Consider the following 24375-nt stretch of genomic DNA (forward strand, 5'->3'; position numbering starts at 1 on the left):
TTAGTAGAGGGTCATCATCTCTTTGAGGTATTCTTTTATTTCTTCTCGTAAATAAGCAGGCTCTATCACTTCGCACTCTTTTCCAAAAGATAAGATAAAGCGAAATAGCCCTTCATCATGGGGATATTCATGTTTGATAAGAAAGTTCCCATCCTTGTCCCGATGTATGCTTGATAAGGGAAAGTACTCTGGAAGATGTGCTCCTATATTCGCAGAAAACTTCAGTTTTACTTTTATACAGTTCTGGTAGTAACCCTGACTAAGAGCCAGTTGCCATTCTTTAGATGAGATCGGTTTCTGATGATAGCTCTCACCAACAGAGACCATACTCATACGTGATAATTTAAAGCGACGGTAATCATTTCTCAAACGACAAAAAGCGACTACAGACCAATACCCATAGTGAAAGTCGATTTGAAGAGGTTCGACAATTCTTGTCTCCTGCTTGAAGTGACGATTGATATATTGAAATTGAAGCAAGCGGTTTTCTTGCAATGCACGATTAACATAGATGAAAATAGATTGTATCTCTTCCTCCATGTTAAGTTGTGAAATATCGATATGAATACTGTCTTGTTTGATCCTTTGAGCTGGATACTGCACGGCTAGTTTAAGAAGTATTTTCTCATAGATATCACTTTTACCGACTAGAGTAGAGACGGAATTCATGAGTGGTAGAAGTGCCTGGATCTCAGCATGATTGAAAAATATCTCGTTTAATTTATAGTGTTCCATGAGTGAAAAGCCTCCCCCATGACCTCCCATGGAAGCAATCGGTACCCCTGCTTGACACAACTTATCGATATCACGGTAGATCGTCCTTAAGGAGACTTCAAATTCATCTGCCATTTCTTTTCCCGTGACAACGCCCCTTTTTAACAACAGAAGAATAATAGCTAATAATCTTTCGACTCTCATTCATTTTTCCTCCAACAAATAATGTGCCATTCATCTGTCCGCTACGGTTTCCTTTCAGATAGACGCTCTTGTGGATGATATGACCTGTGTCAATCCGATTACGGAAAATGTGAGCGGATGCGGTTCGTATTAATAAAAAGATAGCGACGTCAGGAACAATCTAGGTTTCTTGTGTCCATTCTATTGAACGAATCTCATTTTCATTATGAATGATTTCTCTTGTATGGGCTAATAGTGAAAAGAGTATTGTTTTTTCTGTCTTTATTCAATATACTAAAAATCAACTTACATAAAGGGGCTCTGACCTATGATTTGGCTTAGGATATTGTCGTTAGAAGGTGAGGTGACCAGATAACATACAAAGGAGAACAGAAAATGATCAAGCATCCCTCTTCTCTCTTTCAAGGAGAGAGAATTCGATTGACTGCCATTCAGGCGCAAGATACGCAGGAGATGGTCCAGTGGGGACAAGACGCAGATTATCTGCGTCTGCTGGATACGGATCTTGCTTTTCCCTCCACAATGGAAGAACTACAGGCAAGAGACAAGGGAGGAAGTCGTTCTTCCAATGCGATTGAGTTTCGCATACGCACCCTTGCTGAAGATAAACTCATCGGGTTTGTGGCTGTACACAGCATTGAGTGGAACAACCAAGCAGGCCTATTGGCGATCGGTATCGGCGATGCTTCTTATCGCCATCGAGGATATGGAACAGATGCGATGCAAGTGATGTTGCGGTATGCTTTTCACGAATTAAATCTGAATCGTCTGGGGTTAGATGTGATCCAGTACAATGAAAGTGCGATTCGTGCGTACGAGAAAGTGGGTTTTCGCCAAGAAGGAAAAATGAGAGAGGCGGTCTTGCGTGATGGAAAGAGTTATGACCGCCTCATTATGGGAATCTTGCGTCGGGAATGGGAAGAAAATCATAAATAAGTATGATGGTAGGCCACTTTTACCCATCATGGTGAGGCTTTGAAAGTGAGAGACTAAAAAGGGATGGAGTGGGGGGAAACAGCCAGCTGGAAGAAGAAAGTTCCAGCTGGCTGTTTTTGATGGATAGCCTAAGGATTGGGAGAATGGAAAAGTGATGGTGCTTACGTTATAATGAAAGCGATCATAAGTTCGGGGAGTGCGATCCGATGAAGGGATCTTTTGTTCACTTACATGTACATACAGAATACAGCCTCTTGGATGGTGCCGCGCGCATAGAAGAATTGGTGAAGGAAGCGAAAGTGAAGGGAATGGATGCGCTTGCAATGACCGATCATGGGGTTTTGCATGGGGCTATACCCTTCTATAAGGCGTGTTGTGCTCATGGGATCAAGCCGATTATCGGTTGTGAAGTCTATCTAGCAGCTGGTAGTCATCAAGAAAAAGCAGCGACTCGGGGAAAAGATATTACCCATCTCCTACTCTTAGCAACCAATATAGAAGGGTATCGAAACCTGATAGCCCTAACCTCACTAGCTCATCTGGAAGGCTTTCATTATAAACCACGAGTGGATAAGGAACTGCTACGTCAATACCACAGTGGCCTCATCGCGACCAGTTCCTGCTTGGCGGGGGAGATTCCGCAGGCCATTTTGGAAGACCGACTTCAAGATGCGCGTCAGCTCACAGAAGAGTACCAAGCGATTTTTGGAGAAGAGAATTTTTTCTTTGAGCTACAAGATCATGGGTTGTCGGAACAGCAGAAAGTGAATCGTCGATTAATCCAGTGGTCCCAGGAGTGGAATGTTCCTCTCATTGCGACCAACGATGTGCATTATATTCAGCAACATGACAGCAGTGTTCACGATTGTCTCCTCTGTATCGGTACCGGTCGGAAATTGAGTGAGCCCAACCGCCTACGTTTTCCTAGCGATCAATTTTACCTACGGTCTTCAGAAGAAATGTCCTCTCTTTTTCGTCATGTGCCCCAGGCAATCGAAAACACCCGCCGCATCGCAGATCGTTGCCAACTGGAGATTCCTTTGGGCGAACGTCTTTTGCCCCAGTATCCGGTTCCTGCAGGAGAATCAGCAGCCTCTTATCTGAAAAAATGTTGCATGAAAGGGGCGCAAACCCGATACCGAGAAATGACAACGGAAGTGAAAGAACGGCTTCAGTATGAACTGTCCGTGATCGATCAAATGGGGTTTAGTGACTATTTTTTGATTGTGTGGGACTTGATTCGTTATGCTCATCAGCAGAAGATTGCTACGGGACCGGGCAGAGGGTCAGCGGCCGGTAGTTTGGTCGCCTATGTGCTCTACATTACGGATGTAGACCCACTACGTTATGAACTTCTGTTTGAACGGTTTTTAAATCCAGAACGCATTAGTATGCCTGATATCGATATTGACTTTAACGATGAACGACGAGATGAAGTGATCCATTATGTGAAAGAAAAATACGGAAAGAATCGCGTCGCGCAAATCATTACCTTTGGAACGATGGCTCCTCGGGCCGCAGTACGGGATGTGGGACGTGTGATGGGACTTCCCTATCACGAAGTTGACCATGTAGCGAAGCTAATTCCAGGCAAGCCGGGGATGACCTTAGCGAAGGCTTTTGAACTGGAGCCTAAACTGCAAGAAGTGTGTGATCAACAGCCGGCTGTGGCCAAGTTGATGCAAGTCGTTGAGCGGGTAGAGGGCATTCCAAGGCATGCCTCTACGCATGCGGCGGGTATCGTGATAGCGGCCGGTCCGTTGACCGAGCATGTTCCCTTGATGGAGGGAAGCGAAGGCATTCCCCTTACCCAGTACCCGATGGGGGACTTAGAAGAGATTGGGCTCTTGAAAATGGACTTCCTGGGATTGCGCAATCTAACAGTGATTGAACGAGCCTTTCAATTGATGGAAGAGGCAGGGGAACAGCCCGTTCATCTCCAAAAAGAGAAAGAGTATGAGGATCAGGCGACGTATCAACTACTCGCTCGCGCGGATACGACGGGAGTCTTCCAGATGGAGTCAGCAGGAATGAGAAGGGTTTTAAAGGAACTGAAGCCCACAGAGTTTGAAGATATCATTGCTGTGCTGGCACTGTATCGACCGGGTCCAATGGAACAGATTCCACGCTTTATTCGGGCCAAACATGGCAAGGAACGTGTCTCTTATCCCCACCCTGACCTGTCTCCGATTCTCGCGAATACGTATGGAATTATCGTCTATCAGGAGCAAATTATGCGCATCGCTTCGCAGATGGCGGGTTTTCGCTTGGGAGAAGCGGACATGCTCAGGAGAGCAGTTTCCAAGAAAAAGCGGGAGCTATTAGACGAAGCGCGGGTGAAGTTTGTCAAGGGATGTATGGGTAAAGGGTATTCAGAAGAGATTGCGACCGAAGTGTATGATCTCATTGTGCGTTTTGCTGACTATGGCTTTAACCGTAGTCATTCCGCAGCGTATGCCGTGCTTGCGTATCAGACGGCCTTTCTTAAAGCCAACCATCCGTTATTTTTTATGGCGGCTCTACTCACCTCAGTGATGGGAAGCCATACCAAAATGGCGGAATACATTGAAGAGAGTCGACGGATGGGAATCGAGGTGATATTACCTGATGTGAATGCCAGTGGGCGTGATTTCTCGGTTGAAGAAGGTCGGATTCGCTTTGGACTGGCAGCAGTAAAGCATGTGGGCTTTCATGCTATCGATGCGATGATTGCTGAACGGCGACAACGTCCGTATCGTGATCTGTTTGATCTGTGTGCACGTCTTCCTCATCGTGTGGTCAATCGTCGGGTGTTAGAAGCACTCATTCAAGCGGGAGCAATGGACTCACTTCCGGGGCATCGTGCGCAACATTTAGCGATGCTGGATGAGGCTATAGAGAAAGCTGGGGGTAAATACGCTTCACGTGACCAGATGAGCTTGTTTACGGAAGAGGAGACGCCACGATCCCAACCGGATTATCGCTATGAAGAGGTTTCTCCTTATTCCGCACAGGAAAGAATGAAAGCAGAGCGAGAAATGTTGGGTCTCTATGTTTCCAGTCATCCTCTCGATGCTTACGCGAGCAAGGTGAAAGCTTTGGTTACGCATTCACTTACCGAAGCCGAGGAAGAAAAAGAGGGTGCGACGGTTCGTGTGGGGGGGTTGATCACTCATGTAAAAGCAATCACGACGAAGCGAGGTCAAGCAATGGCTTTTGCAACCTTAGAAGATCAAGTGAAGAGTGTGGAATTAATCTTCTTTCCCAAGGTTTATAGCCAAGTTCAGGGGAGTATCACCAGCGATGAACCGTTTTTGGTAGCGGGTCGCGTTCAACAAGATGAGAAAGGTATGCGTTTGATTGTACAACGGATGAAGTGCTTAGATAGAGTAGACATGCCAATGGAAGAGGAATTGAAAAGGAGCACTGAAGGGTACAGGAGTATGGGAGAAACACGCGGACAGGAGAAGTTGGGTCGTCCGAAAGTGTATCTGCGCATCTCCCAGGAAAGAGAAACCTCTTTAGTGGCGTTAAAAGAAGTGTTGCAACGGTGCCCAGGGAAGGTGCCTGTTAATCTCTATTATGAAGAAGAGCAGAAACTGTTAGCTTTACCTCCCGATAAATATGGGATCTCACCTTCAGTAGAATGTAAGGAGCGCATTGAGTCCATCCTAGGAAAGCATACGTTTCGTTTGATTCATGGCAGTGATGCAGATGGAGCAGACACGGGAATGCCATGAGTGACATACGATGAGGTATCTGTATTTGAGAGAATTCCTCTGCTGGAAGTACTTTTTTTGAGGAGACGTGGAGAGATCCATGGCGGTTTCCCATAAATATAGGAGAATAGGTGATGACAATGTTTTACGAACATGCGATCCAGCTTTTAAATGGACGTGGAGTGACCATTGAAGCAATTGCCGAGATCGTGTATGATTTACAATTAAAATTTCATCCAGAATTAACAAAGAAAGAATGCATTGATAGTGTTGATACGGTGTTAAAGAAGAGGGAGGTCCAGCATGCCATTATCACTGGTGTGGCCTTAGACGAATTAGCGGAGAAAAAACAACTTCCCTATCCACTGCAGCAAATGTTGGAGATCGATGAGCCTCTCTATGGCATCGATGAGATTTTGGCTTTAAGCATTACCAATGTTTATGGAACGATTGGCCTTACTAGTTTTGGATACTTAGATAAGAAGAAGGTTGGGATCATAAAGCAACTTAATAGCCATGGTGGAAAGGTGCATGCTTTTTTGGATGATTTGGTTTCGGGGATCGCGGCAGCTGCTTCTGCCAGAATTGCACATGAATATCCTGATTTTAGCCACTATGAGAACCCGGCGGAAAAGGATTCTCTTTGATTTTGTCGAATTCCTAGCCCAAGGGGACCCTTGGGCTCTCTTTAATGATACTTGTTGAAATTTTTTTCATAGAGAAACTCTGCTATAATACTAATTGATGAGGTGGTCAGACCACTGCACGGGAAAAGGAGTGAACCTGTTTGTCTTCATTTCGCGAAGAATCGCTCAGCTTACATCGTGATCACCAAGGAAAGTTACGTGTAGAATCAAAAGTTCCTGTTAAAAATACGAAGGATTTAAGTTTGGCTTATTCACCGGGGGTGGCAGAGCCTTGCAAAGAGATTCATACCCAACCGGAGACCATCTATGATTACACGATGAAAGGGAATATGGTAGCCGTCGTCTCTGATGGTACGGCTGTCTTGGGACTAGGTAACATTGGACCACATGCTTCTCTGCCAGTAATGGAGGGGAAGGCCCTTCTTTTTAAGTCATTTGCCGGAGTGGATGCTTTTCCACTCGTGCTAGATACCAATGATATCGATCAGATTGTGGAAACCGTGAAGTTGGTCGCCCCTGGATTTGGTGGAATTAATTTAGAAGATATTGCTGCTCCCAAGTGTTTTATCATTGAAGAGCGCTTAAAGAAAGAATTGGATATACCGGTGTTTCATGATGATCAACATGGAACCGCCATTGTTACGTTAGCGGGTTTAATCAATGCCTGTCAATTGGTCGACAAAAAGCTAAGTGAGATTCGGGTTGTAGCAAATGGCGCAGGCTCAGCAGGTATTGCTATTATTAAATTGTTATTAAACATGGGTGTGCGCGATGTTATCATGTGTGATAGTAAAGGGGCGATCTATGAGGGTCGGCCATATGGAATGAATGAAGTGAAAGAAGATCTAGCTCGCCTGACCAATCATCAGCGGGTTCAAGGAGAGCTGGCGGAAGCAATGAAGGGTGCAGATGTCTTTATTGGGGTATCGGTAGAGGGAGCCGTGACGCAAGAGATGGTTCGCTCGATGAATCGTGATCCGATCATCTTTGCAATGGCCAATCCGGTTCCGGAAATTATGCCAGACCTAGCTTATGAAGCAGGTGCAAAAGTAGTGGGAACAGGACGTTCGGATTTCCCTAATCAAGTAAACAATGTATTGGCTTTTCCTGGGATATTCCGGGGTGCGTTAGATGTACGTGCTCGTTCCATCAACGAAGAGATGAAAGTAGTCGCGGCATATGCGATTGCGGACTTAGTAGATCAGGATGAATTGTATCAATCTCATACCGTTATTCCTACTCCCTTTGACCGAAGGGTAGCTGCCCATGTGGCACAAGAGGTGGCGCGCGTAGCGATGGAAACAGGCGAAGCACGAGTCCAAGTGGACCCACAGGCGGTCTATGACAAAACGATGCGCTTGACAGAGGAAAAGAAGTAGCCGTGTTTGATGGAGAGAGGGGATCATCGTGTTACCTACTGTTGGATCCAGTAAGTTTCAATCTTTGTTAGTAGAAATCAACCAAATTATAGATGAAGACCAGATCCAACCGGGTAGCCGCCTTCCCTCAGAACGGGAATTATCGGAACGTCTTCAGTCGGGTCGCTCCACTGTGCGTGAAGTATTGCGCTCCTTAGAGTTGCTGGGCATCATTGAGACCAAGCGTGGGGAAGGCACCTTTCTCAGTACTGTGGAAAATTCTCGCTTTGTTGAGATCCTTGCTTTTTACATTTTACGAGAGCAACAAGCGCAAGATGAGCTTTTGGAGCTATGGGTGATGTTGGAGGCATGTGCTGTTTTTTTGGCGAGCGAACGAGCGGTCGACTCTGACTTTATCGAGTTGGAACGAATTTTAAAGCAGATGGAAAAAGAAACGGAAGAGATGGATCGTTATATCCAAGTTGAAAAGGAATTTCATTATACGCTCGTCCGCTCTGCCCATCACTCTCTATTGCTCCGTATGTGGCAACTGGTAGAGCAGTATGGCTCGCAAATTTCTCCTCCTTTTTGGCGTGACGGAGAAATAGATAGAGAAACCTTTACTTTGCGGTATTCTTTGCTTGAATCCCTGCGTGCAAGAGAGTGCTGGTCAGCATTGGGTACGCTTCTGCAATTAGCACAATGGAAAGCATGACTCTTTTTTCTGTTTGTTTGGCAATAATAGTATGATGGTTACTATTCTCATCGTAGAATACTTGGCATCATGCGGAAGAGGTGTTATCGTGCTGAAGGATTTATTTCGTAAGAAACGTAAATACGCAAGCGTTCCCTCGGATCAAGCTAAGCGGGAGGTACCCGAGGGCATTATGCAAAAGTGCCAGGTTTGTGGAACGATCAGTTATGCCAAAGAGCTAGAAAAGAATCTAAGAGTATGTAAGAACTGCGAAGCCCATATGACGATGACCGCTCCCGAACGGATCGCAGCCATGATTGATGAGGGACGCTTCTTTGAATATGATAGAGACTTGATCTCAGGAGATCCCTTGCACTTTCCAAGCTATCCGGAAAAGTTGAAGCAAGATATGGAGAAGACAGGCCTACGAGAAGCCATCATTACAGGCGAAGGGACGATAGGTGGATTCCCTGTAGTTATTGGAGTGATGGATGCGCGCTTTCGGATGGGGAGCATGGGTTCCGTAGTGGGAGAAAAAATTGCTCGCGCAGCAAATCAGGCGGCGACGAAAAAATATCCCTTCCTGTTGTTCTCAGCCTCAGGTGGAGCCCGTATGCAAGAAGGCGTCCTTTCGCTCATGCAGATGGCAAAAACAAGTGTCGCTCTCCAACGCCTTCATGAAGCCAATGTGCTCTTTATCTCCGTCATGACCTACCCTACTACCGGGGGTGTGGCTGCTAGCTTTTCTTCGTTAGGAGATATTAATCTAGCGGAACCGGGTGCGCTGATCGGGTTTGCTGGCCGACGTGTCATTGAACAAACCGTAAGAGAAAAACTGCCGGATGATTTTCAAACGGCAGAGTTTCTTCTAAAGCACGGACAATTGGATCGCGTTGTGCCTCGTCATCAAATGCGAGAAACAGTCCTGACGATCTTAGATCTGCACTGTGAAAAGAGGGATCTCCTATGATGAATAATGGACATTTACCTTTTGAACGTCCGCTAAACGAACTACGGGAGAAGATAGCAGAACTTCAGTCTTTCACAGAGGCGAAAGAGATTGATATGTCTGCGGAAATCCGAAGCTTAGAAGAAAAGGCGAAGCGTTTAGAGGATGAAATTTATGGTAATTTAAGCCCTTGGCAAAAAGTGCAGATTGCTCGTCATACGCAGCGCCCAACTACCAAAGACTACATTGATAAGATCTTTACAGACTTTCTTGAGTTTCATGGCGATCGTCTTTATGGCGATGACCCCGCTATTATTGGAGGGGTGGCAAAATTGGGTGGTCGTCCGGTTACCATCATCGGACATGAGCGAGGGAAAGATACCAAGGAGAAGATCGCTCGTAATTTCGGGCTTCCACATCCTGAAGGGTACCGTAAAGCCTTGCGATTGATGCAACAAGCCAATAAGTTTGGTCGACCCATCATTACCTTCATTGACACCCAAGGAGCTCATCCAGGGGTGGAAGCAGAAGAGCGAGGGCAAAGTGAAGCGATTGCTCGCAACTTACGTGAAATGGCTGGCTTTAAAGTTCCGATTTTGTCGGTGGTAACGGGTGAAGGCGGAAGTGGGGGGGCTCTTGCCATCGGTGTAGGCAATCGCTTGTTGATGCTGGAGCATGCTTACTACTCTGTGATTTCTCCAGAAGGAGCGGCCGCTATTTTGTGGCGTGATGCTGCCGAAGCGCAAAAGGCAGCGAGTGCTTTAAAGATTAACGCCCAGGATCTAAAAGAATTAGGGGTTGTCGATGAAATCGTCTTTGAGCCTAAGGGAGGCGCACACCATCATCCGGATCAACAGGCGAAGCTCCTAAAGGATTCTCTTACTACCCAACTGGAGTCACTAGTGCAATTGGATGAGAACCAACTATTGGAAGATCGCTACCTAAAATATGCCCAGATTGGCGTCTACTCTACCGTGGGGTAATCCCACGGCTTCTCTATTTCATCTAGCGTTATGAATGGAAGGTGTGACAAAATACGTTTAAGAGTTGTTTTCAAGGAGGGATCACGAACATGAAACGAATCGCGGTATTAACCAGTGGGGGTGATTCTCCTGGCATGAACGCGGCTATCCGTGCGGTTGTTCGCAAAGGGATTTACCACGGAATGGAGGTTTATGGAGTCCATCGAGGTTATATGGGGTTAATCGAGGCGGATTGGAAACGTTTAACCATCGGTGCGGTAGGGGATATTATCCATCGTGGAGGGACCATGTTACATACTGCACGGTGCGAAGAATTTCGGACGGATGACGGACAAGAGAAAGCCTTAGAAAATTTGCGAAGAGAAATGATTGAAGGATTGATCGTGATTGGAGGAGATGGCTCTTTTCGCGGTGCACAAAAGTTAGCTGAGCGTGGGTTTCCGACAGTTGGCGTACCGGGTACCATTGATAATGACATCGTGGGAACTGATTTTACCATTGGCTTTGATACCGCTGTCAATACAGTGATCAAAGCGATTGATAATATCCGCGATACGGCTTCTTCGCATGAACGTACCTTTATTATCGAAGTGATGGGGAGAAATGCAGGGGATATCGCGGTGTGGTCAGGGTTAGCTGATGGAGCAGAATCTATTCTCATACCCGAAGCTTCTGTTGAATGGGAAGAAATTGCGCTTCGCTTACAAAGAGGGGATAAACGAGGGAAGCGACATAGCATTATCATTGTAGCGGAAGGCGTTCATAGTGGCGCAGATGTAAAGGAGAAGATCGAATCGCTAACGGGTTTTGATACCCGTGTTACGGTGTTGGGTCATATTCAGCGAGGTGGGTCGCCGACAGCGATGGACCGGGTATTGGCCAGTCGGATGGGGGCGAAAGCAGTTGATATTCTTCTCACCGGTGGGACCGGTGAAATGGTAGGCATTCAAGGGAATGAGTTGAAAGGAATGCCATTACAAAATACGCTTGATAGCGAGCGGAAAATAGATCTTTCGATGTATGATTTAGCTGGAATACTGGCTATATAAGGCGGGGTGGAGAAAATGCGTAAGACGAAAATCGTATGTACTATTGGACCAGCAAGTGAAGGGTTATCTGAGCTAATATCACTGATGGATGCGGGCATGAACGTTGCCCGTCTGAACTTTTCACATGGCACACATGAAGAGCATCAGCTTCGGATCAGCACGATCCGCCAAGCAGCGAAGGAGACTGGTAAGAATATCTCTATTCTTTTGGACACCAAGGGACCGGAGATTCGCACCGGGAAACTATCTCCGGAAAGTAGCTGGGAATTGGTTGAAGGAACTGAATTTACACTGACTACGGAAGAGATTCTTGGTGATTCTTCTCGCGTCTCCATTACCTATACAGGACTTCCGGATGATGTGAGTGAGGGCTCCACCATTCTCATCGATGATGGACTAATTCATCTTCAAGTAAAAGAAGTGAATGGGCATGAAATAAAGTGTACCGTGATCAACGGGGGAGTGTTAAAAGAGAAAAAAGGGGTTAATGTACCGGGTGTAAGAGTAAATCTACCTGGTATTACAGACAAAGATGCGAGTGATTTGCTATTTGGAATCGAGCATGGAGTGGACTATATCGCGGCCTCTTTCGTACGCAAAGCACAGGATATTCTCGATTTAAGGAAAATATTAGAGGAACGCGACGCGGATATCCCGGTGATATCCAAAATTGAGAACCAAGAATCACTCGAAAATCTAGATGAGATCCTCATGGTATCTGATGGCTTGATGGTTGCCCGGGGAGATCTTGGTGTGGAAATTCCGGCAGAAGAAGTACCGCTTGTACAAAAGGAAATCATCCAAAAGTGCAATCAGTTAGGAAAACCCGTGATTACGGCAACGCAGATGTTGGATTCGATGGAGCGAAATCCTCGCCCGACCCGTGCGGAAGCGAGTGATGTTGCCAACGCTATTTTCGATGGTACGGATGCGATTATGTTGTCTGGCGAGACAGCGGTGGGGAGATACGCGCTGGAAGCCGTGGAAACGATGGATCGTATTGCCGAGAGAACGGAGTCTTCCTTGCGTTACCGCGAAATGTTTAAGGAAAGAGCTCGTCAACATAAATATAGTGTGACCGATATTATCAGCCAGTCGGTCGTTCACTCGACAGAACATCTTCCCAGTTCAGCGATAATCTGTCCGACAGAGAGTGGATATACCGCACAGTTGGTATCCAAATACCGCCCTCGTGTTCCGATCGTGGCTGTTACCACTCATGAAAAAGTTTTGCGCCGTTTGTCATTGATCTGGGGGGTTTACCCGGTAAGAGGCCAACGAGTGGAGAACACGGATGAAATGCTACAGAAAGCGATTGATTCGGCATTAGAAAGTAAGATTGTAAAAATGGGCGATGTAGTGGTTATTACCGCTGGCGTTCCTGTGGGCACCTCAGGTTCGACCAATTTCATGAAAGTGCATATCATCGGAGATATGATCGGCAAAGGGCAAGGGATTGGCGGAACAGTAGTGACAGGAAAAGTGGTGGTCGGAACCACTGTTGAAGAATTGGCTCGCAAGATGGAAGAGGGCGATATTCTGGTTACTTATGGAACCGAACGTGAAATGATGCCGTTCTTTGAGAAAGCAATGGCAGTTGTTACAGAAGAAGGGGGATTAACTTCGCATGCAGCGGTTGTTGGTTTAAGCTTGGGAATTCCGGTCGTGGTAGGGGTCAAAAAGGCGACGGAAATCATGCAGGATGGAATGGAAATCACCTTAGACGCGCAAAAAGGACGAATTTATTCCGGACGAGCGAATGTGCTCTAACGAGTGAGTAAACATGACAAAAGCTGACGTACCTTGAGGCATTCCCTCTTGGAGCGTCAGCTTTCCCTCATCAAGCTTAAATGACACCTAAATGTGGATATATCCACCAGCGTAACCGCCTTCGTTTCTTTCGCATGCGCTCTTTCACGTTAGAGAACTCCTTTCGCTTGAATACTGTTTTCATATAAATCTGTTGGATTGATGCAGAGCGAGCCGTGAAGGTTTTCTATATCATATGGATGACAGCTGAGATGTGTTTATTTACAGTATGTGTGTTGGAGTATAAAAATATTGATACCTACAAGGAACTTTTAACGTTATCTTATGGAAACGGCTAAAAAGGAGGGGGAAGCAAATGTTACGATGGGTGATGCTCTTGTTAATTGTCATCCCAGCCTTGGAAATATGGGGCTTGGTTAGCATGGGAAGGTGGGTTGGAGCACTGCCGACCGTGTTGATGGTGATTGGAACGGGGATTATTGGAGGATATTTGGCACGTGCAGAAGGGTTGAAGACTTGGCAATTAGCCAATCACCGGCTTTCTAGAGGAAAGCTTCCCGGTGATGAGGTGTTGGATGGCATCTCTATCTTGAGTGGAGGTCTCTTGCTTTTAACGCCAGGTTTTTTTACCGATGCGATTGGTTTCTTCCTCTTGATTCCCTATACGCGTGGGATTGTGAAGTTATGGGTCAAGCGTTGGTTATTGAAAAAAGTGGAGAACGGAAGCATTCAGTGGCGTCGTTATTAATCACGCAATCGATCCGTTGATGTTTGAATCAATGGGGGAGAGGTGTCGTCTGTGGTTTGAATTAAAGCCATACAGGAGACACTTCTTCCCCTTTGCAATATAAATGGATGAGACTAGAACCGAGGAGAGTCTTTATAGTTGTCAGGGGACTGAATGGGTGTCCCACGAACATAACGCCAGATATCTTGAAACACATGTGCTCGGTAGAGAGTAAGAATAATCACCATCACCACAGGACCGACAATTAAACCGATAATTCCCATCAACTGAAGTCCCATGAAGAAAGCGATGAGGGTGAGCAAGGGGTCCAATCCAATATTGGTTCCGACTAACTTTGGCTCAATCATTTGTCGCACCACGACGATCACGGTGTAGAGGATTAAGAGGCCAACTCCAAGATGGATGTTACCGGAAAGGAAGAGGTAACCGATCCAGGGAACCATGACGGCTCCTACTCCTAAGTACGGTAAGAGATCAACCAAGCCAATAATAATGGCCAGTGTAAGGGCATATTCAATTTGTAAGATCGATAAGCCAATAAAGACCAGCAGAAAAGTGATGCTGATTAAAGTTAATTGAGCCCGTAAAAATCCAAAGAGTGCTCGACGAAGATCCGTGTAGATGACCCCAATAGTGGAGTGTATTTTATCGGGGACGAGATCTTGTCCTTTTGCCTTTAGTCTTGGCCACCGTAGGGAGATGAAAAAGGAAGCGAGAATAATAAAGATGAGGACAGTGAGGATATAAGGGAGCTCACCGAGAAAAATGGCGATCCAATTAATAATGGAAGTAAGTAGCTCTGTCCCTTTTTCAGTGAAGACACCTAAGTTGGCTCGAATACTATCCATGATTTGTGTTCTTTGACTGGGGTTGTTTGCTAGGTAATCTTGTGTTTGCGAAATGATCTGCGAAATGGTTGAATCTTCATGGAGGAAGGTGCTGAATAGATAGTGATTTAGATCGTTAAAATAGGTGGGTAGGTGTTCGGCTAATCGGGTTAACTCTACAACAATGCGGGAAACGATAAACAAAAAAGTAGCAGAAAAAGCACCCACGACAATGGTTAAAAGCAAGCTGACACTGGCCCATCGCGGGAGACGAGCTCGCCGATGTAACCATCGCACCATGGGTTCGATCATCATAGCGATCAACCCACCGATCAGAAATGGATAAAGCAATGGGATGGATATGAATAAGGTAAGAGCAATCAATAAAGATGTCACAATGACAATGATTCCCCGTAAGAGTTGCCCACGTAGCGGATTATTCATCGAAACTCCTCCGTTCGTCCTTCCAGTTTATTATACTATGAAATGCTTGGGCAAAAAAGAAAAAACAGCATGAATGATCGAAATGAAAATAAGGGCAGATTCTACTTCAATGGATGATATGAAGCGATATTTATGGTAAACTAAAAGGGGCAAAACAGTCAGGATTCATTTTCGCTTTTGAGGTGAAGCATCTGATTAATTTTTACATACTGAGTCTGAATCAAGGTTTTTCTGGATGGTGAAAATTGATCGATGACTTTCACGTTGCTTTCTTCCGTTCTCGGTTTACTCTAAGATTGAGTAAACAGGGAAATTCGATAAACGGCTTTAAAATACACTTTGGTAGGACCGGCTGTTCGACCGTGGCGCTAAATTGTGCGCCGTAAACGTTCAAGTAAAGGAGCGACCAATCATATGTCAAATGCAAAAGGTCTTGAGGGTGTTGTAGCTCTCACTTCCCAAATTAGCTCAATCATCGATGGTGTTTTGACCTATCGCGGGATTAACATTGATGATTTAGCCAATCATGCCAACTTCGAAGAGGTTATTTATTTATTGTGGAATGGGAATTTACCCACCCGTTCTCAATTGGATGAGCTAAAAGGACAATTGGATGCACATGCGGCCCTTCCAGAGGCTATTATAGAACAATTGCGTGCCTATCCAAAAGATGTTCATCCGATGGCAATTGTACGTACGGCTGTTTCAGCTCTTGGCTTATACGATCCAGAAGCTGACGATAATAGTGAAAGTGCCAATCAGCGCAAAGCGATTAACCTGACGGCGAAGTTGCCGGCGATCGTTACCACCCTTCATCGTCTGCGCAGTGGGTTAGAACCAGTAGCACCACGAGTAGGTTATGGATTTGCGAACAACTTCATATACATGCTAACGGGTGAAGAGCCGGATGAGATCGCTGTGAAGGCAATAGATAAAGCGCTTATCCTGCATGCCGATCATGAATTGAATGCTTCTACTTTTGCTTCACGTGTCACCACAGCTACTTTATCCGATATGTATTCTGCCATTACGACGGCCATTGGCACACTGAAAGGACCGCTTCACGGTGGTGCGAATGAACGGGTTATGGCGATGCTAGAAGAGATTGGTACGCTAGAAGAAGTGGAAACAGCTATTTCCACTAAGCTAGCTAATAAAGAAAAAATCATGGGCTTCGGACACCGTGTGTATAAAGATGGAGACCCACGAGCAAAGCACTTGCGTGAAATGTCTCGCCAATTGGCAGAGCAGACCGGCGAAAAGAAATGGTATGAGATGTCCACCATCATTGATGATATGATTGTGGAGAAGAAAGGCTTAAAGCCAAACGTCGATTTCTATTCGGCATCTGTCTACAACTATTTGGGATTGCCACGTGATCTTTTCACTCCAATTTTTGCTATGAGTCGGGTAACGGGGTGGACAGCTCATGTGATGGAACAATACGCAGACAATCGCTTGATCCGACCTCGTGCAGAGTATGTCGGTCCAACACATCAGCCTTATATTCCAATCGATGAGCGCTAAGAAGTGCAGTAAGACAGGGGCGGATCTTTAATTAGGTCCCTGTTTTTGTGTAGAAATCCTATAAACATTTAAATATAAACCTGTAGAAATTACCTATGTCGAAGAAAAAGGGGTTAGAAGAATGCCGGAAACCGATGTGAAATTGAAGCAACCCAATGTTGGAGAGAAAATCACCTTTGACCATGGAGAACTAAATGTTCCTAACCATCCCATCATCCCATTTATCGAAGGAGATGGCATTGGACCGGATATTTGGAAAGCAGCACGTCGTGTGTTGGATGCGGCGGTTGAGAAAGCATTTGCAGGCGAAAAAAAGATTGCTTGGCATGAAGTGTATGCAGGTGAAAAGGCGCACACCAATCTGAATGAATGGCTACCGGAAGACACCTTGCAATTTATTCGTGACTATCACGTAGCGATCAAGGGTCCTCTTACGACGCCGGTAGGAGAAGGGATTCGCTCACTTAATGTGGCCTTACGTCAAGAGCTGGACCTGTATGTTTGTTTGCGTCCTGTTCGTTACTTCGAAGGGGTTCCATCTCCGGTGAAACGTCCGGAACAAGTGGATATGGTTGTATTCCGGGAAAACTCCGAAGATATCTATGCGGGTATCGAATGGCAAGCGGAAACCGCTGAAGCCAAGAAAATGATTCAGTACTTACAGGATGAAATGGGAGTGAAGAAAATCCGTTTCCCGGACACCTCGGGGGTTGGGTTGAAGCCTGTTTCGCGTGAAGGAACCGAACGTTTGGTGCGCTCTGCCATACAATATGCATTGGACCATGGTCGCAAGAGTGTCACGCTCGTCCATAAAGGCAACATCATGAAGTTTACCGAAGGTGCCTTTAAGCGTTGGGGCTATGAATTAGCAGAGAAAGAGTTTGCCGAGCAAACCTTTACTTGGGCAGAGTACGATCGCATTGTGGAGGAGAAAGGGAAAGAAGCAGCCAATCAAGCACAAGCAGAAGCTGAAGCAGCAGGCAAAGTGATTATTAAGGACTCAATTGCGGATGCCTTCTTGCAACAAATTTTAACACGTCCCAATGAATATGATGTCATTGCTACGTTGAACTTGAATGGAGATTATGTTTCGGATGCATTGGCCGCTCAAGTAGGTGGTATTGGAATCGCACCCGGTGCGAACATCAACTACCAGTCTGGTCACGCCATTTTTGAAGCGACTCATGGAACCGCTCCCAAATATGCAGGGATGGATAAAGTGAACCCTGGCTCCTTGATTCTATCTGGTGTGTTGATGCTAGAGCATCTCGGATGGCAAGAAGCAGCAGATCTCGTCTACGCTGCGATGGAGAAAACCATCTCGCAAAAAACCGTCACATATGACTTCGCCCGCTTGATGGATGATGCAAAAGAAGTGAAGTGTTCCCAGTTTGCTGATCACTTGATTGAAAACATGTAACTTGGGAGGAATCGATGATGGCAATTAAAAGAAGAAAGATCTCCGTGATTGGTGCTGGATTTACCGGTTCGACAACGGCTTTAATGGTTGCTCAAAAAGAGCTAGGGGATGTTGTCTTGGTAGATATCCCTAAGGTGGAAGATCCGACAAAAGGAAAAGCACTGGATATGCTGGAAGCGAGTCCTGTACAAGGGTTTGATTCTAACATTGTTGGGACGGCGGATTATCAAGACACGGCTGATTCCGATGTTGTCATCATCACTGCGGGCATTGCGCGTAAGCCAGGCATGAGTCGAGATGATTTGGTGTCAACCAATGCGAAAGTCATGAAGAGTGTGACGGAACAAGTGGTGAAGCATTCCCCTAATAGCATCATCATTGTCTTAACCAATCCGGTTGATGCGATGACATACGAAGTGTTCCGCACTTCTGGCTTCCCGAAAAATCGTGTCATCGGACAATCTGGTGTACTGGATACTGCCCGCTTCCGCACGTTTATAGCCCAAGAACTAAATGTATCTGTAGAGGATGTAAGTGGATTTGTACTGGGTGGTCATGGAGACGACATGGTACCGATGATTCGTTACTCCCATGCAGGTGGCGTTCCGCTAACGAAATTGATTTCGCAGGATCGTTTGGATGCGATAGTGGAACGGACACGTAAAGGCGGTGGTGAGATTGTAGGCCTAATGAAAAATGCGAGTGCCTACTATGCACCAGCTGCTGCTTTGGCACAGATGACAGAAGCCATTCTTAAAGATAAGAAGCGGGTACTACCTACAATCGCCTACCTAGAAGGTGAGTATGGCTATAAAGGGATGTACCTCGGTGTTCCCACCATTATTGGTGGCGACGGCATCGAAAAGGTGATCGAACTGGATCTAACAGAAGAAGAGAAAAAGTCACTGGATCAATCCGCTGACTCTGTTCGTAATGTCATGAAGTTATTATAGAAGCATAGAAAATAGAAGATCAAAAACCCAGGAGGCGCTCTGTTTCCTGGGTTTTTGTCAAAAGAGGAGGAGCCTTCGTGAGGGCTGAACCGAAACATCGCATCGCTGATCGGGCGTTAACGGTCTGGTATTGGACCGGTGCGCTGACGGCATTGGTGTTGCTGGTTGTTGCAACGGCTTTTACTTTTGGAATGATTCTACTGGAGCTTCCGATTTGGTTAGTAATCCTTGGGGATGGATTGCTTTTAGTTGCTGCTTTCTGGCACGGACGGTTGCGTCCGCAATTGTATTGGAAACGCTGGAGATATGAAGTGATGGAGCGGGAGATTGATTTACAATATGGGGTATGGATCGTAAGGCGAACCCTCATTCCGATGGTACGTGTCCAACACGTAGACACAAAGCAAGGTCCTCTGCTTCGTCGCTATGGATTGGCTAGTGTCACGATTTCTACTGCTTCAGGGACGCACGAAATTCCTGCGCTCACTGTAGCGGTGGCGGGCGAGTTAAGGGACCGTATCGCCGCATTAGCGAGGGTGAGCGATGATGTCTAGTATGCGTCGCCTTCATCCGCTCTCGATGATCTTGCAGGTATTACAAGTGATTCGTCAAGGTATTTTCCCCATCGTGATTCTTTTGTTTTCCATTTTCTCATCTGATCAGGTAAGTGGATGGGTGGCTGGATTGGTAGCAATCGGTTTTCTTCTCCTGTTAGCGTTAGCGAGTCTCTATGGCTATCTTTGGTGGAAGCGATATACATATAGTGTGGAGGGAGATGAACTTCTCATCCGACAAGGAGTCTGGGTGCGAAAGCGTCGAACCATTCCTCGTTCGCGTATCCAGTCCATTGACTTCGTCGAAAAAGTGCCTCATCGCATTTTGAGATTGGTCCGTGTCCGCATAGAAACAGCAGGAGGATCGGAACCAGAAGTTTCTCTTAACGCATTATCAAGGCAAGATGCGAAATGGTTACAAGAAATTCTGACAAGTGAAGTTGAGAGAATAGAAGAAGTAGAAGAGGGACAAGAAAAAAAGCAAGTTGTTCCGCGGAGAAAGTTGAGTTGGAAAGCACTATTGATCGCTGGAGCCACTTCGGGCGGTATTGGCATTGTTCTTCCTTTTATCGGAGCACTCTTCTCCTTTCTAGACGAAGGAATGCAAATCATGGATGGTTGGCTTCCTTTTAGAATAGAGTGGTCGACTTTCGAGTCTTCTTTTACCGCGCTCTCCTTGGTATGGATTTTATTCCTACTCGTTTTTGTGCTCTTGATTTCTTGGGGGGTTGCTATTCTGGGTACGGTGCTTGCTCATGCCAACTTCACCATTCGGCGAGAAGGAAATGATTTACGCTTGGAACGAGGGCTGTTAGAAAGACGGCGAGCGACGATTCCATTATCGCGCATTCAAGCTATTCGAGTAGTGGAAGGAATCCTTCGCCGTCCCTTTGGTCTTGTTTCCCTTCATGTAGAGAGTGCAGGGTATGGAGTAGAAGATGGAAATTCGGCGGTCTTGTTTCCCTTGCTTCACAGAAAAGAGGTAGCGACTTTTCTAGAACAATTCACACCCGAATTTGCATTGGAAACTCCAATAACGAGGCTACCGCTTCGCGCACGTAGACGCTATCTCTTGCGCTCGACACGCATCCCGTTGTTAGGAATGATTCTGCTATCCATTGCCTTTTATCCATGGGGAATGCTTTCGTTTAGCTTGCTCCCACTGTTTTGTCTTTGGGGCTTATTCAAATACCTCGGTTCTGGCTATGGAAGGCGTGGGGATATCTATCAATTGCGCGTGTGGCGCTTGTTGGGCCGTATGACAGTCATCCTCACTCGTCGGCGTATTCAATCAATCTCACATAAGGAAAACCCTTTGCAAAGACGTGCCCATCTTACCACGTTAGAAGTGCAAGTGGCGTCAGGTATTGGAAAAGGACGTTTTAGCCTGATGGACATGGATGAAGCAGTGGGAGACGAATGGATGAACTCGGTCCGGGTTGAGACAAAGCAACCGGGTTTATGAAAAACCAATTTTGAAGACCAGGGTAGTAACTCTTCTTTTTCATCAAGCTGGTGGAGATTCATCTCTTGCCAGCTTTTGTATTTTTGATGCTTTCTTCGAAGTTCTTACTAAAGGTGATCCCTCCGCTATTGTACTGGTTTTTAACAAATAGTATAATGTAAGCGCATACAAAAAGGGGCGATCAAGTTGAGTAACCAAAAAAGAGAGTGGGAACAAGAGCGGAAAGAGCTGAGCAAGGGAACGCGTATCCAGATAGAGAAACAGATTGTAGAACGTGATATTCGGCTTTATCTGGGTCTGACTGATGATACGAACCCCATTTTCTTAGAGGAGAATTATGCACAACAAACTCCGTATGAACGGCTGGTCGTGCCATCGGGCCTTCTAGTGGGATGGCTAGAATCCCTTGTTTCCACGCAAATACCGGGTCCAGGTAGTGTGGTGTGTGGACAGTCTCTTTCTTTTCCGAAGCGGGCCTATCCTGGAGAAACCGTTCAACTTTCGCTACAAGTGTTAGATAGGGATCATTCCACTTCGTGTATTCGTTTGGGTGTTTCTGTTCGAAATGAACGACAGGAAGAAGTGGTGGTTGGGGAAATCGAGGTTATTCCACCTCGGGTCACCTCGATTTTGGCACAAACCTATGACAACTTTTAAGGAGCATTCGCGCTTTCTAGAGCACAGTAGAAGAACCCTCCATCACATAGAGAATAGAGGGAATGATAAGAGTTAGATGATTGGGTCTTCCTCTCTTCCGTTATGGAAGAAGTAAGAAGGCTATTTTTTATGTCTTCGCTGAAGAGGGAAGAAAAACGATTTTCCCGGTCGACCTCTATTCTGTCTTTTGTGCTATGATGGTGAATGGAGAGAGCTTTCAATTTCTCAATAAAAATGCATAGAGACAAAAGATAGGGGGAGCTGTTGGTGATGAAGCGGATTCTTGTCGTAGATGATGAGCCATCCATCGTCAAATTGGTCCAATTTAATTTAGAGAAAGAGGGACACAAAGTAGAAGTTGCTACAGATGGTTCAACAGCACTAGAACTAGCAAAAGAACAAAGCCCAGATTTAGTTGTACTCGATTTGATGTTACCACAAATGGATGGACTTGAAGTTTGTCGCCGCTTACGTCAAGAAAAGCACTATATGCCTATCTTAATGCTGACGGCTAAAAATGAAGAATTTGATCGCGTGCTGGGCTTGGAACTGGGTGCCGACGATTATATGACAAAACCCTTCAGTCCCCGTGAATTGGTTGCTCGTGTGAAGGCAATCTTCCGCAGAGTAGAAGTGGCACATGCTCCGGCTACAGTGGAACAGAGCGAAGAAGTGATGCGTATCGGTGATTTAACCATTCATCCGGAAGGATACGAGGCCAAACTGGATGAAGTTTTGTTAGAATTGACACCAAAAGAGTTTGAACTATTGGTATTTATGGCTAAAAGCAAGGGGCGCGTTCTCTCGCGTGATCAACTATTAAATGCGGTATGGAATTATGATTTTGTAGGAGATTCAAGAATCGTTGATGTTCATGTCAGCCACTTACGTGAGAAGATCGAGAAAGATACCCGCAAGCCGATTTATATTAAGACGGTTCGCGGGATTGGGTATAAATTTGAAGGGCCGAAATCGTAAATGAAAACCATGCGTAAACGGTTGACAAGCCAGTTTTTATGGGCCATTGGGATCTCTATTGTAACCACTGGCCTGTTTGTGGTTTGGCTCGTCAAATCTTCCTACCATGATACCTTGGGTCAGCGACTACAGAAAGAAGGCGCAGTTGTAGCGGATGCTGTTCAAATGCAAGCGGAACGCGGTGAAACATTTGATTATCAATCGGCGGCGGATCGTTATGCGGCGTTATTACAGGCGCGTATTACTTTTTTTGATGCGGACGAACAAATGGTAGCAGATTCTGCGGAAGAGAAAGCGCAGGCAACAGATGTTGCTACCGACGATGGACTGCAAAGAGCATTGCAACAGGGAGAGACCTATATCACTCCTTCTATTTGGGAGGAGCCATTGATAGTCGTTATCCCAATGATAGAAGGGGACAAGGTTCAAGGTGCTATACGGATGGAGATAGCAGATGAAGTGACGGATAGTGAACTGGTCCGAATCTGGACCTTTTTACTCATAGGTTGTGGAATTGCCTTTCTATTAGCGGCTTGGGCTAGTTCTAGGATGGCCTATGGTTTGACGCGTCCGATAGAAGAAGTGACCAAGGTGGCAACCGATATTGCAAAGAAGAATTTCCAGCGCATTGTGACGGTTCAAGGGGAAGATGAGATTGGTCGTTTAGGTCAAGCGATCAATCGAATGGCAAGTAGTCACCAGAAACAGATGGCTTCCATACGCAAAAGCAAACGACGCCTCACGACGGTGATTGAAACGATGGAAAGCGGTCTGCTCATGGTAAACAGCAGAAAGGAAGTGAATCTTGCCAACCGAGCGATCGAAGAAATGCTAGGGGTTGCCAATGAGAAAGTCGTTGGCGTCAACGTTGGATACATTCCTTATCCCTATGAATTAAGGGCGTTGCTCCATCGCTGTATCGAGAGTGGGGAACGAATTCGCGAAGAGATCCATCTCTATTTCCCTGAAGAGCGAACCATTGAAGTAAGGGTTGTTCCTATCGGAGGAGATGCGGAAGGAATGGGTGTCGTTGCTGTTTTACATGATATTACAGCGATTCGTCGCTTAGAGAAGATGCGGACAGAATTTGTTGCCAATGTTTCGCATGAATTGAAAACGCCAGTTACTTCTGTGCGTGGCTTTGCTGAAACGTTATTGGATGGGGCTTTGGAAGATGAAGAGTCTAGTCGGCAATTTATTCATATCATCTTAGAGGAAAGCTTACGGCTGGAAAGATTGATTAGTGATTTATTGGATTTATCACGGATTGAGTCTAAGAAGCTGACATTGGAATGGGAATGGATTCGTACGGATGAGCTTATCATGCCTACGGTACGTACATTGAAGACCCAAGTGGAAAAACGCAATCAAACATTAAAATTAATGACTACAGACACCTTTCGTGTTTATATTGATAAAGATCGATTTGGACAAATCCTACTTAATCTCCTCTCCAATGCGATTGCTTATACACCAACAAATGGTTCGATAGCAGTGGAAGTCATACAGAAGAAGAAATCATGGCAGTTGAGGGTTTCTGACACGGGAATCGGGATTCCGCAAGCAGATTTGCCACGCGTATTCGAAAGATTTTATCGAGTAGATAAAGCGCGCTCCCGTGAGTCGGGGGGAACGGGATTGGGTCTTGCGATTGTCAAACATCTAGTAGAAGCGCATGAGGGAACGTTGGAAGTAGAGAGTAAAGTAGGAGAAGGAACGGTATTTACGGCAACCTTTCCCTTGCCCAAAGAACAGCCACAAATACGGGAGTAATCACGGTTGTAGGGATAAAAGTCGAAT

General features: G+C 45.8%; 20 protein-coding genes. 18 read left to right on the forward strand and 2 right to left on the reverse strand.

Annotation, left to right across the window (positions count from 1 at the left end):
• The gene (locus AC6RGY_RS11710) at positions 1 to 918 is read right to left on the reverse strand and encodes a helix-turn-helix transcriptional regulator (RefSeq protein ID WP_499863208.1); all 918 of its coding nucleotides are present in this window, start codon (positions 916 to 918) and stop codon (positions 1 to 3) included.
• Positions 919 to 1293: 375 nt separating this feature from the next.
• Between AC6RGY_RS11710 and AC6RGY_RS11715 the strand changes: the two genes are divergently transcribed.
• From AC6RGY_RS11715 to AC6RGY_RS11760, 10 genes are all read left to right on the forward strand, one after another.
• Entirely contained in the window at positions 1294 to 1854 is a 561-nt protein-coding gene (locus AC6RGY_RS11715; protein WP_499863209.1) for a GNAT family N-acetyltransferase, read from the forward strand.
• A gap of 206 nt (positions 1855 to 2060) precedes the next feature.
• Positions 2061 to 5573 (forward strand): DNA polymerase III subunit alpha, encoded by a 3513-nt coding sequence (locus tag AC6RGY_RS11720; RefSeq protein WP_499863210.1) that lies wholly within the window; start codon positions 2061 to 2063, stop codon positions 5571 to 5573.
• 119 nt (positions 5574 to 5692) lie between these two features.
• On the forward strand, positions 5693 to 6199 hold the full coding sequence (locus tag AC6RGY_RS11725; protein WP_499863393.1) for a phosphatidylglycerophosphatase A family protein: 507 nt from the start codon (positions 5693 to 5695) through the stop codon (positions 6197 to 6199).
• Between the two features lie 140 nt (positions 6200 to 6339).
• Complete coding sequence (gene ystJ, locus AC6RGY_RS11730) at positions 6340 to 7578, forward strand: NADP-dependent malic enzyme (protein ID WP_499863211.1); 1239 nt, start codon at positions 6340 to 6342, stop codon at positions 7576 to 7578.
• Positions 7579 to 7606: 28 nt separating this feature from the next.
• Positions 7607 to 8272, forward strand: coding sequence for a FadR/GntR family transcriptional regulator (locus AC6RGY_RS11735; RefSeq protein ID WP_499863212.1), 666 nt, complete (start codon positions 7607 to 7609; stop codon positions 8270 to 8272).
• 88 nt (positions 8273 to 8360) lie between these two features.
• Positions 8361 to 9221, forward strand: a complete 861-nt coding sequence (accD, locus tag AC6RGY_RS11740) for an acetyl-CoA carboxylase, carboxyltransferase subunit beta (protein ID WP_499863213.1) — start codon at positions 8361 to 8363, stop codon at positions 9219 to 9221.
• On the forward strand, positions 9218 to 10183 hold the full coding sequence (locus AC6RGY_RS11745) for an acetyl-CoA carboxylase carboxyltransferase subunit alpha (protein WP_499863214.1): 966 nt from the start codon (positions 9218 to 9220) through the stop codon (positions 10181 to 10183). Before accD ends, AC6RGY_RS11745 begins: the two co-directional genes overlap by 4 nt.
• 89 nt (positions 10184 to 10272) lie before the next feature.
• Positions 10273 to 11232 carry a 6-phosphofructokinase gene (gene pfkA / locus AC6RGY_RS11750; protein ID WP_499863215.1) on the forward strand — a complete coding sequence of 320 codons (960 nt, stop codon included), beginning with the start codon at positions 10273 to 10275 and terminating at the stop codon, positions 11230 to 11232.
• A gap of 15 nt (positions 11233 to 11247) precedes the next feature.
• A complete protein-coding gene (gene pyk / locus AC6RGY_RS11755) occupies positions 11248 to 13002 on the forward strand; it encodes a pyruvate kinase (RefSeq protein ID WP_499863216.1) in 1755 nt (584 codons plus the stop codon).
• Positions 13003 to 13357: 355 nt separating this feature from the next.
• Positions 13358 to 13750: an FxsA family protein gene (locus AC6RGY_RS11760; protein ID WP_499863217.1), complete on the forward strand. Its 393-nt coding sequence runs from the start codon at positions 13358 to 13360 to the stop codon at positions 13748 to 13750.
• A gap of 113 nt (positions 13751 to 13863) precedes the next feature.
• Here the strand turns inward: AC6RGY_RS11760 and ytvI are convergent, their stop codons facing one another.
• Positions 13864 to 15021 carry a sporulation integral membrane protein YtvI gene (gene ytvI / locus AC6RGY_RS11765; protein ID WP_499863218.1) on the reverse strand — a complete coding sequence of 386 codons (1158 nt, stop codon included), beginning with the start codon at positions 15019 to 15021 and terminating at the stop codon, positions 13864 to 13866.
• A gap of 414 nt (positions 15022 to 15435) precedes the next feature.
• Between ytvI and AC6RGY_RS11770 the strand changes: the two genes are divergently transcribed.
• From AC6RGY_RS11770 to pnpS, 8 genes are all read left to right on the forward strand, one after another.
• The gene (locus AC6RGY_RS11770; protein WP_499863219.1) at positions 15436 to 16548 is read left to right on the forward strand and encodes a citrate synthase; all 1113 of its coding nucleotides are present in this window, start codon (positions 15436 to 15438) and stop codon (positions 16546 to 16548) included.
• Positions 16549 to 16669: 121 nt separating this feature from the next.
• Positions 16670 to 17968 carry an NADP-dependent isocitrate dehydrogenase gene (gene icd, locus AC6RGY_RS11775; protein ID WP_499863220.1) on the forward strand — a complete coding sequence of 433 codons (1299 nt, stop codon included), beginning with the start codon at positions 16670 to 16672 and terminating at the stop codon, positions 17966 to 17968.
• A gap of 17 nt (positions 17969 to 17985) precedes the next feature.
• A complete protein-coding gene (gene mdh / locus AC6RGY_RS11780; protein WP_499863221.1) occupies positions 17986 to 18921 on the forward strand; it encodes a malate dehydrogenase in 936 nt (311 codons plus the stop codon).
• A gap of 77 nt (positions 18922 to 18998) precedes the next feature.
• Positions 18999 to 19475 carry a PH domain-containing protein gene (locus AC6RGY_RS11785; RefSeq protein ID WP_499863222.1) on the forward strand — a complete coding sequence of 159 codons (477 nt, stop codon included), beginning with the start codon at positions 18999 to 19001 and terminating at the stop codon, positions 19473 to 19475.
• Complete coding sequence (locus tag AC6RGY_RS11790; RefSeq protein WP_499863223.1) at positions 19468 to 20940, forward strand: PH domain-containing protein; 1473 nt, start codon at positions 19468 to 19470, stop codon at positions 20938 to 20940. The genes AC6RGY_RS11785 and AC6RGY_RS11790 overlap by 8 nt, the downstream gene beginning before the upstream one ends.
• 186 nt (positions 20941 to 21126) lie before the next feature.
• Positions 21127 to 21597 carry a MaoC/PaaZ C-terminal domain-containing protein gene (locus tag AC6RGY_RS11795; RefSeq protein WP_499863224.1) on the forward strand — a complete coding sequence of 157 codons (471 nt, stop codon included), beginning with the start codon at positions 21127 to 21129 and terminating at the stop codon, positions 21595 to 21597.
• A 267-nt stretch (positions 21598 to 21864) separates the two neighbouring features.
• Positions 21865 to 22575, forward strand: a complete 711-nt coding sequence (locus tag AC6RGY_RS11800) for a response regulator transcription factor (protein WP_499863225.1) — start codon at positions 21865 to 21867, stop codon at positions 22573 to 22575.
• Complete coding sequence (gene pnpS / locus AC6RGY_RS11805) at positions 22576 to 24348, forward strand: two-component system histidine kinase PnpS (protein ID WP_499863226.1); 1773 nt, start codon at positions 22576 to 22578, stop codon at positions 24346 to 24348.
• Positions 24349 to 24375 lie beyond the last annotated feature (27 nt).

It is taken from the genome of Mechercharimyces mesophilus, assembly GCF_059818345.1.

What these genes read in the sequence shown, in the direction of transcription:
- AC6RGY_RS11760 (WP_499863217.1), top strand. Translation starts at nt 13,358, where the DNA reads ATGTTACGATGGGTGATGCTCTTGTTAATTGTCATCCCAGCCTTGGAA.
- pnpS (WP_499863226.1), top strand. Translation starts at nt 22,576, where the DNA reads ATGAAAACCATGCGTAAACGGTTGACAAGCCAGTTTTTATGGGCCATT.
- AC6RGY_RS11720 (WP_499863210.1), top strand. Translation starts at nt 2,061, where the DNA reads ATGAAGGGATCTTTTGTTCACTTACATGTACATACAGAATACAGCCTC.
- AC6RGY_RS11790 (WP_499863223.1), top strand. Translation starts at nt 19,468, where the DNA reads ATGTCTAGTATGCGTCGCCTTCATCCGCTCTCGATGATCTTGCAGGTA.
- AC6RGY_RS11710 (WP_499863208.1), bottom strand. Translation starts at nt 918, where the DNA reads ATGAGAGTCGAAAGATTATTAGCTATTATTCTTCTGTTGTTAAAAAGG.
- mdh (WP_499863221.1), top strand. Translation starts at nt 17,986, where the DNA reads ATGGCAATTAAAAGAAGAAAGATCTCCGTGATTGGTGCTGGATTTACC.
- pfkA (WP_499863215.1), top strand. Translation starts at nt 10,273, where the DNA reads ATGAAACGAATCGCGGTATTAACCAGTGGGGGTGATTCTCCTGGCATG.
- AC6RGY_RS11770 (WP_499863219.1), top strand. Translation starts at nt 15,436, where the DNA reads ATGTCAAATGCAAAAGGTCTTGAGGGTGTTGTAGCTCTCACTTCCCAA.
- AC6RGY_RS11715 (WP_499863209.1), top strand. Translation starts at nt 1,294, where the DNA reads ATGATCAAGCATCCCTCTTCTCTCTTTCAAGGAGAGAGAATTCGATTG.
- icd (WP_499863220.1), top strand. Translation starts at nt 16,670, where the DNA reads ATGCCGGAAACCGATGTGAAATTGAAGCAACCCAATGTTGGAGAGAAA.
- AC6RGY_RS11725 (WP_499863393.1), top strand. Translation starts at nt 5,693, where the DNA reads ATGTTTTACGAACATGCGATCCAGCTTTTAAATGGACGTGGAGTGACC.
- AC6RGY_RS11745 (WP_499863214.1), top strand. Translation starts at nt 9,218, where the DNA reads ATGATGAATAATGGACATTTACCTTTTGAACGTCCGCTAAACGAACTA.
- pyk (WP_499863216.1), top strand. Translation starts at nt 11,248, where the DNA reads ATGCGTAAGACGAAAATCGTATGTACTATTGGACCAGCAAGTGAAGGG.
- ytvI (WP_499863218.1), bottom strand. Translation starts at nt 15,021, where the DNA reads ATGAATAATCCGCTACGTGGGCAACTCTTACGGGGAATCATTGTCATT.